The following is a 15749-nucleotide window of genomic DNA, read 5'->3' as shown; positions in this document are numbered from 1 at the left end:
GGTTGTAGTTTTGTAAACAGGTGTACAAATTTTACAGTGCTTTTCTATTGCTTATTTCGGCTATCTCGAGTTTTTGCCATGACTCAAACAAGGTGCGTTGCTTATCTGATATTTTTAAGTCATAGGTTTTTTGCATATAAAAATAGGTGTCTGCTATACGTTTTCTTGCATAAAGTGGAGGTTCGAATACGCGCTGTTTAAAATCTATTTTCACAGGGCATGCGCCGTAGTTGGCGCTACTCGTTGCAACCATTCCATAGCGAAAATTTGAGCGGTCGGCATTTATTTCACCAATTGCAGGGGCTAGATTATGGATGTCAGCCTCCATTTTACGAAACTTTTCACTGACTTTTCGGCAGTTTTTACGCCCGCCATTTTGCCAACATTGTAATTGGTGCCCAAACTCCCACGCAGGGACTATATGTTCCCATTCAATTCGTTTCGCGCGTGCATTTTCTTTACCAGAGCGAGTGATTTCGTTACGTGGTATGTACCCGCAGACGCTCGGGTCGGGCACCAGTTTTTTTCCTTGGCGTTTAATATCACACCCGCAATATAAGCTTTTAGCGTTTTCGGGTAAGGTTTTAATAAGGTATTTTTTGGCGCTAGAAAAGTTTGAAAACTGTTCCGCAGACGCCGTAAAGCATAACAACAGGCATAAAGTTGCTGATAAAAGTAAACGCATATCCATCACATAAGTGAACTACTGGAAACACTATTGTAAAACGCAGAGCTGAAAAGAAAAAGAGCACGCGCCAAAAGTAAACTATAGTCATTAATAAATACAGTCTATGGGAGTTGAACAATGCGGTTAGGTGCGTTTTCTGTGAGTTTAAATGTACAAGATATCCATGCTTCAAAGCTATTTTACGAGAAGTTGGGGTTTACTCAGTTTGCGGGTGAGATAGAGCATAATTGGTTGATTATGAAAAACGGTGAACATTTAATAGGTTTGTTTCAGGGGATGTTTGATAAAACCATGCTGACTTTTAACCCTGGCTGGGACCAAAGTGCGAGACCTTTAAGTGAGTTTAGTGCTTATGATGAACTAGAGGCGCACTTTAAACAACAGGGGCTGGCGGTACAAAAGGTCGGTGATGCCAGTTTTATTGTCACCGACCCTGATGGTAACCCTATTTTGATTGATCAGCACGTGTAATCGGTTTACGGCGTCTGATACGGACATTTTGTAGTAATAAAATAATGCCCGTAATACAAAATAATACGCTACTTGCGGCAAAGCTAATTAGTAATGGGTTGTTGAAATTTTCTCGTTCATCATAATCCATGATATGCAGCATCCAGAAAAAGTCAAAAATGCGCCACAAGGTGCTACGAACACTAATGACTTTACCGGAGTCGCCTTCTAAATAAACGGTTGTATTTAACCAATCGTTATAGCTCACTTGCCACACATTGGAGCGGTGACCGACTTCTCTCGCTCCTTTTTCTAGTAACTGCGCACCCGCGACATCCGCCTTGATGAGTAAGTGTGCATTTGCATTGGCAATAATTTCAGTTTTAGTTGGTGTGCTCATAGCACGACCTGATTGACCGTCAAAGTTAAACACGCCTTTATTAGTCGTCACTTCGATGATGGGAGTGGTTAAAAAATGACGGTATTGAATGCTATCAATTTGCTGAAATTGTTTGGTTATTTGGTCAAGAGAAGCGGGGTAATCATGCAAGGTAAATGGATTATCTAAGCTACGATTGGCTAAATGTTTACCATGTACTTTTTGAAGGGGTATTGAGCTCATTACTAAGCCCCCTAATAACCAAAAAAAGAGTTGTATGGCGAGTAAGTAACCCAGCCACTTATGCCCTTTACGGGCATATTTAAATACGCGCTTATTCATTGATTACCTCTTATTATTTTTTTATTGGGCAGCGGTATAGACAGAGCGACTCAACGCTCTTGCAGCATTTACTGTATTCTAAATTTGGTTTATGTACAAAACTGAGTTAAAGTTTCAGAGATATCAATAGAGGGTAAAAACGAGAGTATGTCGGAAATTCAATTTTTAAATGTAGATCTGGAACTTGAATCAAAACACGATATGAGTGCGCTGGTAGCTGATTTAAAGAAAAACGCCATGGTTTTACATTACGACCAAGATGAATACCGTCAATTAGCACGTATTGAAGCCGCGGCTGATATCAGCACACCAGATAAAGCTATCAACCAATTATGTGAACTTATAGAGTCGTGCTCACGCAATGCATTAAAGCAATGGTTGTCTTGCTCAAAGCGTACTTTCGATATTGGGTTTGAGTCGGGTGACTCACCTAAATGTTTTAATCAAGCCCTGCACGCAGACACCTTATTACGTATTTCAGCGATTGGCGCAGGGCTCGAAATTACTATTTATCCTGTTGAGCGTTAATCACTAACGCTTGACTACCGCTGCGGTCATTCGTGATACGCAGCATAGTTCACCTGCCGCATTCGTTATTTTAATTTCCCATACAGATGTTCGCTTACCTAAGTGCAGTGGCTTTGCCGTGGCTGTTAAGAGGCCTTTTCGAGAGGCTTTAATGTGATTGGCATTTATTTCTTGGCCAACAGCATAATATGCGGTGAAGTCGACCACAAAATTGGCTGCATAACTTGCTACAGTCTCTGCTAAAACAACATTAGCACCACCATGGACCATCCCCATAGGGTTATGATGCTCTGGAATAGCGGGCATAGTGGCCACTAAATAATCGTCGCCGATTTCGGTTATTTCAATGCCCATTGTTTTCATTAATGTGCCTTGCCCAGTAATACCCTGTTCGAGTTCTTTACATAATTCGAGGGTGAATGGTTGATACCAAATGCTCATTGTGTTTCCTTCGCAAACTAACTTCTTAAGTGAAATATCGGTATACAATATGGTATCTATCCCCACCGTTCAATGCTTGTTTTTTATCATGAGAGGAAGGGGAATTTAAATTTGCGATTTTCAGATAACTGTATATACTCACAGTTAAATGTACTGTATGGAAAACCAGTTGTATGCGCCCATTAACAAAACGCCAATCGCAAATTTTAGAACTTATTAAAGTATTTATTAAAGACACTGGTATGCCACCTACGCGTGCTGAAATAGCGCAAACATTGGGATTTAAAAGTGCCAATGCCGCTGAAGAGCATCTAAAAGCACTGGCAAAAAAAGGCATGATTAAAATGAAGCCTGGAGCAAGCCGAGGCATTCAATTAGTCGAAGAAGACGAGCCAGAACAGCTTGGCTTACCACTGATTGGGCGTGTTGCCGCGGGTGAACCTATTTTGGCGCAAGAGCATGTAGAAAGCCATTGTCAGGTTGACCCTGCATTGTTTAAACCCGCTGCAGACTTCTTATTGCGAGTTAACGGCATGAGTATGAAAGACATTGGTATCATGGATGGTGACTTACTGGCAGTACACAAAACGCAAGTTGCAGAAAATGGCCAAGTTGTTGTGGCACGTGTCGATGACGATGTGACTGTAAAACGTTTAGAAAAAGCAGGACGTAAAGTATTTTTGCATGCTGAAAATGAAGAGTTTGCCCCGATTGAAGTGGACTTAGAGCATGAGTCATTTAATATTGAAGGCTTAGCGGTTGGGGTTATTCGCAACGCTGATTGGATGTAGCTTTTTATATTACGCGTTAATCGTTACAAGCAGAGTAATTCCTTTATCTGCTTTGCTAAACTTTTTTGAAACAACGCACCAAATTGATTCAATTTGGTGCGTTGTTTGTTTTTGACCGTTTACCTAAGATTTGTTAACCCTTACTTTCTACATAAAGCCTTATACGGCGCAGTTTTCCTTTCTTTTTAAGTTTTTATACTTGCCTTAAGTATTAATTAACGCGCTGATTATAGTTGTTATTTTTGCACCAAAATAAACATTTATTACCACGAAAACTTGCTTATTGCTCATTTTTTAACTAATTGGTTAAGTACATTGTATTAACACCTATTTACGAAAAAGACACACAACAAATGTGTAAGGGGGTTAAACAATGAGTGTGTCGTTCACTGCGTCGTGATGATACACAGACCCAAGCTGTTTGCAGATGACACATCAACCATCGATTGGTTTGGGTATTTAAACAATAAAAAAAACGAATGGGCACCAGCTGTAACGCCTTTTCGCTTTGCGTCTTGCAATAGCATTAAAAGGAGCTGTCACATGGGTAAACTGCGTTACACCTTGTGGCTTATATTGGTAGCACTTCCGCAACTTGCTTTGGCAAATAGCCAATTCAATATGCGTAAAGGTGTCACTGATATAAGTAATAATGTTTATGAATTACATATGACGATATTTATTATTTGTTGTGTGATTGGCATCATCGTATTTGCGGTGATGTTTTGGGCTTTGATACATCATCGTAAGTCTAAAGGGGCAAAGCCTGCCCAATTCCATGAAAGCACGAAGGTTGAGATACTTTGGACTGCAATTCCATTTGTGATCTTAATCGCTATGGCGATCCCTGCCACCAAAACGCTTATTGCCATGGAAGATGCTTCAAAAGCAGATATTACAATCAAAGTAACAGGGTCGCAGTGGAAGTGGCACTATGAATACATGGGAGAAGATATTGCTTTCTATTCGATTTTAGCGACACCGAAAGATCAAATAGATAATCAAGCCGAAAAAACAGAGCACTACCTACTCGAAGTCGACAAACCTCTGGTGTTACCAATCAACAAAAAAGTACGTTTTTTAATGACCTCTGATGATGTAATACATTCTTGGTGGGTTCCTGATTTTGCCGTGAAAAAAGATGCCAATCCCGGCTTTATTAATGAAGCATGGACACGCATTAACGAGCCCGGTATGTACCGCGGCCAATGCGCAGAGTTATGTGGCAAAGACCATGGTTTTATGCCGGTGGTTGTTGAGGCATTGCCAGAAGATGAGTTTGCGACTTGGCTTGCAGACGCAAAACAAGCGAAAGAACAAGCCGCTGCTGCAGATGCCGCATTACTTGATCAAACTCTTTCGAAAGATGAATTAGTTGTTTTAGGCGAGCAAGTCTATATGGCCAGCTGCGCAGCCTGCCATCAGCCCACTGGCATGGGATTGCCGGGTGTATTTCCAGCCTTAAAAGGCAGCCCAATCGTGTTGGGCGATGTGAACGATCATATTGATATTGTTTTACATGGTAAGCCAGGTACAGCGATGCAAGCGTTTGATAAACAGCTTTCAATAAAACAACTTGCAGCAGTCATCACTTATAAACGCAATGCGTGGGGTAACAATACCGGTGATGTCATTCAACCGAGTCAGATTCAAGCAGCAATTGATGCAGCAGCGGAGGCGAACTAATGAGTAACGTTATTAATGAGCAAGCCACTGAGCATGCGCATCACGACCACCATCATCCAGCGAAAGGTTTCAAGCGTTGGTTATATACAACCAACCATAAAGACATCGGTAGTTTGTACCTGATCTTCTCGTTGACGATGTTTTTAATTGGCGGCGCCATGGCGATGGTGATCCGTGCTGAATTATTCCAACCAGGTTTACAATTGGTTGATCCTCACTTTTTTAACCAAATGACCACAGTACATGGGTTGATCATGGTATTTGGGGCTGTGATGCCCGCCTTTACAGGGCTTGCGAACTGGATGGTACCTATGATGATAGGTGCGCCAGATATGGCCTTACCACGAATGAACAACTGGAGCTTTTGGATTTTACCTTTTGCCTTCCTTATTTTATTGGCATCGCTGCTTATGCCCGGTGGTGGTCCCGCTTTTGGTTGGACGTTCTATGCACCGCTTTCAACGACTTACAGTAACGATAATACCGCGCTGTTTGTGTTTGCAGTGCATATTATGGGTATTAGCTCAATTATGGGCGCTATCAATGTCATTGTGACAATTGTAAACCTTAGAGCGCCGGGTATGACATGGATGAAACTGCCTCTATTTGTATGGACGTGGCTGATCACGGCTTTCTTACTGATTGCTGTTATGCCCGTGCTGGCAGGTGCCGTGACAATGGTATTGACCGATAAGTACTTTGCGACCAGTTTTTTTGATGCTGCTGGTGGCGGAGATCCGGTGATGTTCCAGCATATTTTCTGGTTCTTTGGTCACCCTGAAGTCTACATTATGATCTTACCGGCGTTCGGTATTATCTCAACGATTGTGCCGACCTTTTCGCGCAAAAAATTATTCGGCTATGCGTCCATGGTGTATGCAACCTCATCAATAGCACTCTTAAGCTTTATTGTTTGGGCACACCACATGTTTACGACAGGTATGCCGGTTGCTGGCGAATTGTTCTTTATGTACGCGACGATGCTGATTTCGGTGCCAACTGGGGTAAAAGTGTTTAACTGGGTGGCAACAATGTGGCGAGGCTCTATTAGCTTTGAAATACCCATGATGTTTGCAATCGCCTTTATTGTGTTATTTACGTTAGGTGGTTTTTCGGGGCTTATGCTTGCTATTACACCGGCCGATTTTCAGTATCATGACACCTACTTTGTGGTTGCCCACTTCCATTATGTATTAGTTACAGGTGCTGTGTTCTCCATTATGGCTGGGGCCTATTATTGGCTGCCGAAGTGGACGGGCAATATGTATAACGAGACCTTGGCTAAATGGCACTTTTGGTTATCGCTTGTTAGCGTTAACGTGCTGTTTTTCCCAATGCACTTTGTGGGGCTTGCAGGTATGCCCCGCCGTATTCCAGATTACGCACTTCAATTTGCTGATTTCAATGCCATCATCAGTATCGGTGGGTTTGCGTTTGGTTTATCGCAACTGCTGTTTGTTTTAGTGGTCTTTAAGTGTGCCAGAGGCGGCGAAAAAGCCCCCGCTAAAGTATGGGATGGCGCTGAAGGATTAGAGTGGGAAGTTGACTCACCAGCACCGTATCACACCTTTGAGACGCCACCGGAGATTAAGTAATGAATCACGCACCTTTGCTTAAAAAGCTGTTGTTAGCATGTTTAGCTATGTTTGCATTTGCCTTCGCATTGGTGCCGCTTTATGACGTGTTTTGTGATGTTACGGGCCTCAATGGTAAACCCTCACTTGAACAAGCCAAAGTCAGTGAGCATGTAAATACTGAACGTCAGGTTGATGTGAGTTTTACAACTCATGCGCAAAGTGGCGCCCCATTCAAAGTGGAGTCTGAGCAGTACAGCGTCGCTGTGCAGCCAGGCGCCATGCGAGAAGTTAAGTTTAGTGCTAAAAATACCAGTAATACTGACAAGGTAATGCAAGCTATCCCAAGTGTTTCACCCGGTAAAGCAGCAAAGTATCTACATAAAATTGCTTGTTTTTGTTTTGATCAACAGCCGTTAAAAGCAGGAGAAGAAGTGGAATTCACTTTACTGTTTTATGTTGATACTGAACTACCCGATGACGTGGAAGAGCTAACATTGTCGTACACCGTGTTTGATATTAGCGGGCAAGTTGTGGCCAAGAACGATTAAGCCGCCAAGCTAATTGCTAATTAGGAGCAAACAAAATGAATCAAAATTACGAAAAATATTATGTGCCAGCCGAGAGTCCTTGGCCAATTGTTGGGGCTGTCGCAATGTTTTTAATTGCAGTAGGCGCAGGCCTCACTGTAATGCAAGTAAACGGCGAAGGAAACAGTGGTCAGTTCGTCTTATATCTTGGTATTGCGATCCTCATATATATGGTTTTTAGTTGGTTTAAAAACGTGATTGAAGAGTCGCACAAAGGGTTATATTCAGCACAAATGGATCGCTCATTCAGACAAGGTATGAGTTGGTTTATTTTTTCTGAAGTGATGTTTTTTATGGCGTTCTTTGGGGCATTATTTTACGCCCGCATGATCTCGGTACCTTGGTTAGGTGGTGCGGGGAATAATGCCATGACCAACGAGGTACTTTGGCCTTCATTTGAGGCCGTATGGCCATTGTTGACAACCCCTGCGGGAGAGACAACACAAGCAATGGGTTGGCAAGGCTTACCGCTGATTAATACCCTTATTCTATTAACTTCATCGGTCACTATCCACTTTGCGCATGTTGCCATAGAAAACAATAAGCGGGGGGCACTCAAAACGTTCTTATCACTCACTGTGTTGCTTGGTGTGGTGTTTTTGGCTCTGCAAGTTTATGAGTATATGCATGCATACCAAGACTTGGGTCTAACCCTTGATGCGGGAGTGTATGGCAATACCTTCTTTTTGCTGACCGGCTTTCACGGCATGCATGTGACCTTAGGGACGATTATTTTATTTGTGGTACTGCTGCGAATTTTTAAAGGTCACTTTACCAGTGAAAAGCATTTTGCCTTTCAAGCTGCGGCTTGGTACTGGCACTTTGTTGATGTGGTGTGGTTGTGTTTATTTGTATTTGTGTACGTGCTGTAGCGTTATGAATTGGCGATGGGTTAGTGTGAATAAAGCCCAGTTTTAATGCCGCAATAATGATGATCAGTACCATGGCAGAGAAAAACACTCGTCGACCTAAATAGTGAGACATAGGTCGCGAGTGTTGCTTAGTAGACATCATCACAAATAGCGCCCGAAACAGATTAAACACGATATATAACAATAACAGTGTAATGATGATTTTTATCATTTTAGGTTTCCTAGATGCAGTTGATTTTAAGGCGTAAACAAAAGCTTAGCTCAATTATTGCAATTTGCGTTGTGTCACTTGCGGTGCTGGTGTGTTTACGGCTGAGTGTGTGGCAGTATCAACGTGGTGAGCAAAAACAACAGCAATTAAGCCAGCTTGAGCAGTCAGAACAGCAAGGTGTAATGGACTGGCAGGCATTTCAATTATTACCTAATCAGGTTGATAAAACAGGTTTAAAGCTGACTTTGAATGGGCTCATCAATACGCAGCGTTATTGGCTGTTAGATAATCAGATTTACCAAGGACAAGTAGGATACGACCTACTTGCTGCTGTAAAAATTAATGATGATATAGCGCCTGTCATTGTTAATTTCGGCTGGTTGAAGGCACCGGTTGATCGTAGTCAACTCCCCACCGTAAATTGGCCTCAACCTTCACACATATCTACCACAGTGCAACTCAAACAAGGTCAGCTGCAAGGCTTTACGCTAGCAGATGAAATTGGCGCTGAAGCTGGCTGGCCTAAGCGTATTCAAGCAATTGATTTAGACATTTTTAGTCGTCAACTAGCGCAACCTCTGCAACCGTTTTTAGCCTACCGCCTTGCAGCTGATGACATAGCGACTCCTCATTACGAAAGTGTGGTGATGGGGCCAGACAAGCATTATGCCTACGCTGTGCAGTGGCTGCTCATTGGTGCGGCCTGTGTTGTTATAGCTTATTTTGCGATGAGAAGGAGACGTAATGAAAGTTAATCCACTTAGTTTATTTGCTCTATGTTGCTTTGTGCCACTGGCGTTAGCGTATACAGCATTGAAACTTGATTGGCTGCCCAGCGGTTCAAGTAATTACGGGGAGCTGTTAGAAACAGAAGTAAAGCTTGCAAATTGGCAGCAGGGCGATCCGAAACCATGGACGATTGCGCTTAACTACCCAAAAAGCTGTTACTCGGTTTGTGAAGCCCAGTTAGCTAGCTTAGACAACCTTCATATTGCCTTGGGTAAGAATCAGCAAAAGGTTGATGTTGCCGTTCTTACAAATCAGCAAGATATAGCCACTAGTTGGCGACAATTAGATGAAAACTCAGCGCTTAAAGCGGGAGATTTATATTTGGTCGATCATATGGGCTTGGTGGTACTGCACTATCCTTACACTGATGAGCCAGAACAAAACAGATTAATTCAAAAAGGGTTACTGAAAGATCTAAAAAAACTACTTAATTATGCGCGTTCAAGTTAAAGCTCAGTAAGGATGCAAAAGATGTATAAAAATTATAAATATTTAGTCTTAATTACGTGTTTTATGTCGGTGTTAGTCGTTGGACTGGGGGCTTATACACGGCTCAGTGATGCAGGTTTAGGCTGCCCGGACTGGCCCGGTTGCTATGGGTTTTTAACGGTGCCAAAGCACGAAACAGCATTACTACATGTTGAACAAAACTACCCAGATATGATGTTTGAAGCGGCAAAAGCGTGGAAAGAAATGATCCATCGTTATTTTGCCGGTGCGCTTGGGTTATTTATTTTGGCTTTGTTTGCTTTGGCTTGGTTAAAACGCCAATACCCAACTACCCCAGTTAAGTTAACGTTACTGCTCCTTTTATTAGTGGTATTTCAAGCCGCGCTAGGTATGTGGACCGTTACCATGAACTTACAACCTTTAGTGGTGATGGGGCATTTGCTTGGGGGGTTCAGTATTTTGTCTTTAGTGTTCTTGTTGTACTTGAGGCTAACCACAAAACCCATTGTGGGTGGGGATGCGGGAGCTCGGCCATATTACCGATTAGCCTTGATTGGCTTAGTCGTTTTGATACTTCAGATTGCCTTAGGAGGGTGGCTTGCGGCTAATTATGCGGCACCGCACTGCAATGGGTTGCCATTGTGCAGTTATGCTCAACCTTTCTCGTTAAAGAGCGTTTTTCAACTGCCACTTGAACACAGTACTTATGAGTATGGTGTTTTATCGCAGCAGGCACGTATGTCTATTCACTTATTACACCGTATTTGGGCCCTTGTTACCTGTGTTGTATTGGCACTCATTATGTGGCGTATCTATTCGCACTCTTATTCTCGAAAAATAAAGCATTGCACGGTCACCGTGTTAATAGCCTTACTGTGTCAAATCTGTTTAGGCCTTGCGGTTGTTCATTGGCATTTCCCTTTAAGCGTAGCGCTTGCTCATAACTTAATGGCAGCCATGTTGTTATTAACAATGGTTAGACTATGTTTCCACTTAAAAGCAAGAACTTAGGAGGCGATAATGGCCTTAACATTACGTACTGAAAAATCAATATTTTCTCATGGTCATGCGTTGTTAAAAGACTATCTTGCGATTAGCAAATTTAAAGTCGTTGCGATGCTTGTTCTCACCGCATGGGTTGGTTTAGCACTTGCTCCTGATATGGGGCGAGGTCTTTTTGTTCAATTGGCAAGTTTGTTGGGTATAGGTTTACTCTCAGCCGCTGCTGCGGTGATTAATCATGTTGTTGATAGTGAAATTGATAGCAAGATGGCGCGTACTCGCCACCGTCCTGTCGCTAAGGGGCGTTTGAGCAAGCAACATGCTTTAAGTTTTGCAGCTGCTATTGGTACTGCAGGCTTTATGATGTTGATCATTTGGGCAAACACCTTAACGGCGATACTGACACTTTTTGCGTTAGTGGGTTATGCATTTATTTACACTTCTTTTTTAAAGCGTGCCACACCGCAAAATATTGTTATAGGGGGGCTGGCCGGTGCTATGCCACCCTTATTAGGGTGGGTGTCTGAAACGGGTCATATGGCGGCAGCGCCTTGGCTACTTGTTATGATTATTTTTACCTGGACTCCGCCTCACTTCTGGGCGTTAGCGATTGCGCGTAAAAGTGACTATGAGCGAGCAAAAATTCCGATGTTACCCGTTACCCATGGTATCGAATTTTGCAAAACATGTGTGGTTGCTTACTCTGTTTTACTGGCATTGGTGTGTGTATTACCTTATTTAATTGGTATGTCAGGGGGCATATACTTAATGGCGGCAAGTGCGTTAAATGCCATTTTCGTTTATAAAGCATTAAAGCTAAAACTGGGTGGGAAAGATGATACCGCGATGGACTTATTTCGTTTTTCAATTGTGCATTTAATGCTACTCTTTATCGCCTTATTTATTGATAAATGGTTGCTTTTATGACGCGTTTTTTAGTGGCACTTTGTTTGGGAGTGGTGTTTTTTTTAACGGGCTGTAGCCCCGAAAAATCACCTCCCGATGTGGATGCGCTGGTGTATCAGCAAGCCAAGCCTGTTAAGTCATTTACATTGATTGATCAGCATGGCGACGCCGCCGATAATAGTCGCTTCAAAGGTCATTGGAATTTAGTCTTTTTAGGTTACACAAGTTGCCCTGATATTTGCCCAATGACGTTGGCTAAATTGACCAGTGTGCAACAGCAGCTGAGCCAAGATTACACGGTACAAGTGTGGTTTGTAGCGGTTGATCCAAAACGAGATACCACCGCAAAACGCAAAGCCTATATTGATTATTTTAACCCTGATTTTTTAGCCGTATCAGGCCCTCATAAACAGCTCTTTCCCTTTGTTAGAGATTTAGGGCTCATTTACGCGATTAATGACAGTGATGAGCAAGAATATGCTGTTGATCACAGTGCGTCAGTCGTGATGGTTGACCCCGATGGCGCGGTACGCGCAATTTTCAAGCCCGAGTTTAAACAGGGCAATGTTCCGCTTATTAACGCCAGTACGTTAACAGAAGAGTTTAAAAAAATTGCAGATTATTATCACTAAGTATCTGTATAGACAAGTGTGATTATTTTCGAGGGAGCGATTGCTCCCTTTTTTGATTTCAACATGTAAGCTACTAAAAAATTTTACAATTTTTTAATTCAATTAATGGCAATTTTAATAACTCGGTCTAAGCTTTTGTTATGAATTGTTTTAAGCAGGGAAAGTGCCAGTAATGTTGAAGCTTCCTACTGAATTAGCCATCACTCAAGTCGAATCACTACATCAAGATTTGTTGCAAGAGTTGTCAGCAAACGATGATATTTGCCTTGATATTAGTGAGGTGACTCGTGCCGATACGGCCTCAATTCAGCTGTTATGTTCATTACAAAAGCATTTGCTTTCAGTCCAACACAAAATTATTTGGGTAGGCGAAAGCAAGCCGTTGCAAGAGGCAATAAATAGTTTGGGCTTAAGTCATTATCTTGTACTTGAGAATACCAATTAAGAGGTTTTTATGAAAAGAATTTTAGCTGTTGATGACTCTGCATCTATGCGACAAATGGTAGGTTTTACGCTAAAAAAAGCAGGCTTTGAAGTCACGGAAGCAAAAGATGGCAGTGAGGCGTTGAACATAGCTAAACAGCAAGGTTTCGATGCCGTTATATCCGATGTGAATATGCCAGTGATGGATGGTATTACGCTCATACGTGAATTACGTAGTTTACCAAACTATAAATTTACCCCTTTATTGATGCTAACGACCGAGTCTGGCCTTGATAAAAAATCCGAAGGAAAAGCAGCGGGGGCAACGGGATGGATTGTTAAACCATTTAATCCTGAGCAATTGTTAGCGGTTTTAAAAAAAGTGATTCGCTAACAATAGGAGCGGGGCATGAGTATAGATCTAAGCCAATTTTATGAAGTGTTTTTCGAAGAAAGCTTTGAAGGACTGGATGCTATGGAGGCTGAGTTATTAAACTTAGTTCCGGGCGAAGAAGACTCAGAAACAATCAACACTATTTTTCGCGCCGCGCATTCTATTAAAGGGGGCAGTGGTACATTTGGCTTTAATTCTGTTGCTGATTTTACCCATGTTTTAGAAACGCTGTTAGACCAAATTCGGGAAGGTTCACGAGATTTAACGGCCGAACATGTAAACTTATTACTAAAATCAGTGGATTGTTTACGAGCTTTACTTAGAGCATTGCAAGCAGAACAGCAACCCGACTTAACCGAAGCGGATGAACTGCGAATCAAATTCGAAGAAATACTCGGTATGCGTGCGGCAAGTAAAGTGGCAGAGCCTGTGCAGGAGCCACTCAGCGAAAACAGTATTAATACTTTCCAAATCGATTTTAAACCACATCATCACCTATTTAAAACCGGCAATGAACCGCTGTATATGATCAGTGAATTAGCTGAGTTAGGTGACTTAGAAACTCAAGCGTTTCAAGATGCTGTTCCTGATGTTACCGACCTCGCCCCCGAAGATTGCTTTTTGTCGTGGCGTTTTTTCTTAACCACAGAAAAAGACCAGAGTTGTATCGAAGAAATTTTCGAATGGGTTGAGGATGACGCCGATATTACGATTACCTTATGCGGCGGTTTATTTGGTGATGAAGTCGCTGTGAGCGCGGCGCCATCAACGCAGGTCGAGACTGACAACAAAAATGAAAAAGCAGCCACCAAGCCCGATGCCGAAGTAAAGAAAGTCCCTGCTGTAAAATCAACAACAACCAACACCGAATCCACCTCAATCCGTGTTGGTATTGATAAAGTTGACTCCTTAATCAACATGGTTGGTGAGTTAGTCATTACGCAAGCTATGCTGACTCAATTAGGTGAGCAAGAAATTACTGAAGCCACGATTGCATCGTTGCAAGAGGGGCTTGCTCAACTTGCACATAACACCCGCGATTTACAAGAAAGTGTTATGCGTATCAGAATGTTGCCTATTAGTTTTGTGTTCAGTCGTTTTCCTCGTTTAGTCCGCGATATTTCGCAAAAACTAGACAAACAAGTCGAACTGAAACTACTTGGTGAGCAAACTGAGTTAGATAAAACGGTGATGGAGAAGATTTCTGACCCGATGGTGCATTTGGTTAGAAACTCGCTTGATCATGGCCTTGAAACGGTCGATAAACGTGTTGCTGCCGGTAAAAATCCGGTTGGTACCGTGACGCTTAATGCCTTTCATCAAGGTGGTAATATTGTCATTGAAATTATGGATGACGGACAAGGCCTCAATACCACCAAAATACGCGAAAAAGCCATTAAAAATGGCTTGATATCAGAAGCAGACGATCTATCTGATAATGAAGTTAACGAACTAATTTTCTTACCCGGCTTTTCAACGGCTGACCAAGTGAGCGACTTGTCGGGTCGCGGTGTTGGTATGGATGTGGTTAGACGAAATATTGAAGCCTTGAGTGGTTCCGTTGAAGTGTCGTCTGCCCCAGGTGTTGGTTCAACGTTCACCATTCGCTTACCACTCACGCTGGCTATATTAGATGGTCAACTTGTTCGTGTGGCTGAGCATACCTACATTATTCCACTTATTTCGATTATTGAATCGTTGCAAATCGATATCACGAAGGTCAGTCGAGTTGGAAAAGATTTGGATGTGTTGCGGCTACGCGATGAATACATCCCGATTTTACGTCTATACAGTATTTTTAATCATCAAGGTGCGATTGAAACACTGGATAAAACCTTACTGGTGGTGGTGGAAAGTGATAACCAAAAAATTGGTTTATTGGTTGATGACTTATTATCCCAGCAACAGGTTGTTATTAAGAGCTTAGAGGCGAATTATCAAAAGGTCGATGGCGTCTCAGGGGCAACAATCTTAGGGGATGGCCGCGTTTCACTGATTGTTGATATTAGTGGCTTAATTAAGTTATCAGGGCTTAGAAAGCCCGGCAGTCAAGAGCTAATAATAGAGTCAAAAGCTAACTTGGAGGCGTCATGATTGCAGCACACGATGACCTACATAATAAGCTGAATATTGAGCAAGACCAAGATGTTAAACAGTTTCTAACCTTCTTTATGGCTGAAGAAGAGTACGGTGTAGATATTTTAACTGTGCAAGAAATACGCAGTTGGGAAGAAATAACGGTTATTCCAAACTCACCCGATTTCGTCAAGGGGGTGATCAACTTACGTGGCACGATAGTGCCTATTGTTGATTTGCGGTTGCGATTTGGTATTCCGGCTATTGAGTATGGGCCACTCACAGTGGTGATTGTACTGAAAGTAGAGTTAGAGAACGCAAGTAAAATTATGGGCATCGTTGTTGATGCTGTTTCGGATGTCTATAGCATTGCTGAGCATGAGGCAAAAGCAGTGCCACATCTATCTGACTCAGATAACGCACAGTACGTTGCGGGGTTAGTAAATGTGGGTGAAAAAATGGTCGCGTTACTCGACCTACAAAAAACAATGGACATTTAATTGGGTAGATTAACAAGAAGGTGAA

General features: G+C 42.3%; 20 protein-coding genes. 16 read left to right on the top strand and 4 right to left on the bottom strand.

The features are described 5' to 3' along the window. Nucleotides 1-31 precede the first annotated feature (31 nt). A complete protein-coding gene (locus D0907_RS15610; protein ID WP_065979422.1) occupies nt 32-691 on the bottom strand; it encodes an endonuclease in 660 nt (219 codons plus the stop codon). Nucleotides 692-805: 114 nt separating this feature from the next. Here D0907_RS15610 and D0907_RS15605 point away from each other — a divergent pair, with 114 nt between their 5' ends. Beyond that, nucleotides 806-1159, top strand: coding sequence for a VOC family protein (locus D0907_RS15605; RefSeq protein ID WP_036973434.1), 354 nt, complete (start codon nt 806-808; stop codon nt 1157-1159). On the opposite strand, the gene D0907_RS15600 is transcribed toward D0907_RS15605, so the two are convergent. Next, nucleotides 1134-1859, bottom strand: a complete 726-nt coding sequence (locus D0907_RS15600; RefSeq protein ID WP_118844730.1) for a hypothetical protein — start codon at nt 1857-1859, stop codon at nt 1134-1136. The genes D0907_RS15605 and D0907_RS15600 overlap by 26 nt on opposite strands. 147 nt (nt 1860-2006) lie before the next feature. Here D0907_RS15600 and D0907_RS15595 point away from each other — a divergent pair, with 147 nt between their 5' ends. Continuing rightward, nucleotides 2007-2387 carry a hypothetical protein gene (locus tag D0907_RS15595; protein WP_036973432.1) on the top strand — a complete coding sequence of 127 codons (381 nt, stop codon included), beginning with the start codon at nt 2007-2009 and terminating at the stop codon, nt 2385-2387. A gap of 3 nt (nt 2388-2390) precedes the next feature. Here D0907_RS15595 and D0907_RS15590 read toward each other — a convergent pair whose 3' ends face one another. Next, complete coding sequence (locus tag D0907_RS15590; protein WP_036973431.1) at nt 2391-2828, bottom strand: PaaI family thioesterase; 438 nt, start codon at nt 2826-2828, stop codon at nt 2391-2393. A 173-nt stretch (nt 2829-3001) separates the two neighbouring features. On the opposite strand from D0907_RS15590, the gene lexA reads away from it, so the two are divergent. The 5 genes from lexA to D0907_RS15565 all read left to right on the top strand — a co-directional run bounded on the left by lexA (nt 3002) and on the right by D0907_RS15565 (nt 8341). Then, entirely contained in the window at nt 3002-3619 is a 618-nt protein-coding gene (gene lexA / locus D0907_RS15585) for a transcriptional repressor LexA (protein ID WP_036973430.1), read from the top strand. A 543-nt stretch (nt 3620-4162) separates the two neighbouring features. Beyond that, nucleotides 4163-5305, top strand: a complete 1143-nt coding sequence (gene coxB / locus D0907_RS15580) for a cytochrome c oxidase subunit II (RefSeq protein ID WP_036973429.1) — start codon at nt 4163-4165, stop codon at nt 5303-5305. Further along, nucleotides 5305-6900: a cytochrome c oxidase subunit I gene (gene ctaD, locus D0907_RS15575; RefSeq protein WP_036973428.1), complete on the top strand. Its 1596-nt coding sequence runs from the start codon at nt 5305-5307 to the stop codon at nt 6898-6900. Before coxB ends, ctaD begins: the two co-directional genes overlap by 1 nt. Further along, nucleotides 6900-7430 carry a cytochrome c oxidase assembly protein gene (locus D0907_RS15570; protein WP_036973427.1) on the top strand — a complete coding sequence of 177 codons (531 nt, stop codon included), beginning with the start codon at nt 6900-6902 and terminating at the stop codon, nt 7428-7430. Before ctaD ends, D0907_RS15570 begins: the two co-directional genes overlap by 1 nt. A gap of 35 nt (nt 7431-7465) precedes the next feature. Then, a complete protein-coding gene (locus D0907_RS15565; protein ID WP_036973425.1) occupies nt 7466-8341 on the top strand; it encodes a cytochrome c oxidase subunit 3 in 876 nt (291 codons plus the stop codon). Here the strand turns inward: D0907_RS15565 and D0907_RS15560 are convergent. Continuing rightward, complete coding sequence (locus D0907_RS15560) at nt 8241-8552, bottom strand: DUF2909 domain-containing protein (protein WP_074989191.1); 312 nt, start codon at nt 8550-8552, stop codon at nt 8241-8243. The two genes, D0907_RS15565 and D0907_RS15560, sit on opposite strands and share 101 nt — an antisense overlap. Nucleotides 8553-8566: 14 nt before the next feature. Here D0907_RS15560 and D0907_RS15555 point away from each other — a divergent pair, with 14 nt between their 5' ends. The 9 genes from D0907_RS15555 to D0907_RS15515 all read left to right on the top strand — a co-directional run bounded on the left by D0907_RS15555 (nt 8567) and on the right by D0907_RS15515 (nt 15724). Next, the gene (locus D0907_RS15555; protein WP_036973424.1) at nt 8567-9307 is read left to right on the top strand and encodes an SURF1 family protein; all 741 of its coding nucleotides are present in this window, start codon (nt 8567-8569) and stop codon (nt 9305-9307) included. Beyond that, nucleotides 9297-9791 carry a transmembrane cytochrome oxidase associated protein gene (locus tag D0907_RS15550; protein WP_118844729.1) on the top strand — a complete coding sequence of 165 codons (495 nt, stop codon included), beginning with the start codon at nt 9297-9299 and terminating at the stop codon, nt 9789-9791. The genes D0907_RS15555 and D0907_RS15550 overlap by 11 nt, the downstream gene beginning before the upstream one ends. Before the next feature lie 21 nt (nt 9792-9812). Next, the gene (locus tag D0907_RS15545) at nt 9813-10802 is read left to right on the top strand and encodes a COX15/CtaA family protein (protein WP_118844728.1); all 990 of its coding nucleotides are present in this window, start codon (nt 9813-9815) and stop codon (nt 10800-10802) included. Between the two features lie 9 nt (nt 10803-10811). After that, nucleotides 10812-11720 carry a heme o synthase gene (gene cyoE / locus D0907_RS15540; RefSeq protein ID WP_036973419.1) on the top strand — a complete coding sequence of 303 codons (909 nt, stop codon included), beginning with the start codon at nt 10812-10814 and terminating at the stop codon, nt 11718-11720. Next, on the top strand, nt 11717-12331 hold the full coding sequence (locus D0907_RS15535) for an SCO family protein (RefSeq protein ID WP_118844727.1): 615 nt from the start codon (nt 11717-11719) through the stop codon (nt 12329-12331). Before cyoE ends, D0907_RS15535 begins: the two co-directional genes overlap by 4 nt. 172 nt (nt 12332-12503) lie before the next feature. Continuing rightward, the gene (locus D0907_RS15530; protein ID WP_036973417.1) at nt 12504-12776 is read left to right on the top strand and encodes an STAS domain-containing protein; all 273 of its coding nucleotides are present in this window, start codon (nt 12504-12506) and stop codon (nt 12774-12776) included. A 9-nt stretch (nt 12777-12785) separates the two neighbouring features. After that, the gene (locus D0907_RS15525; RefSeq protein ID WP_036973415.1) at nt 12786-13148 is read left to right on the top strand and encodes a response regulator; all 363 of its coding nucleotides are present in this window, start codon (nt 12786-12788) and stop codon (nt 13146-13148) included. Between the two features lie 15 nt (nt 13149-13163). Then, nucleotides 13164-15242 (top strand): chemotaxis protein CheA, encoded by a 2079-nt coding sequence (locus tag D0907_RS15520; RefSeq protein WP_118844726.1) that lies wholly within the window; start codon nt 13164-13166, stop codon nt 15240-15242. Continuing rightward, on the top strand, nt 15239-15724 hold the full coding sequence (locus D0907_RS15515; protein ID WP_065979415.1) for a chemotaxis protein CheW: 486 nt from the start codon (nt 15239-15241) through the stop codon (nt 15722-15724). The genes D0907_RS15520 and D0907_RS15515 overlap by 4 nt, the downstream gene beginning before the upstream one ends. Nucleotides 15725-15749: the final 25 nt, after the last annotated feature.

Origin of the sequence: Pseudoalteromonas lipolytica (genome assembly GCF_003515105.1) — a bacterium.
GTDB lineage: Bacteria > Pseudomonadota > Gammaproteobacteria > Enterobacterales > Alteromonadaceae > Pseudoalteromonas > Pseudoalteromonas lipolytica.
Note: the sequence above shows the minus strand (reverse complement) of the source record. Positions and strands in the feature narration are given on the sequence as shown.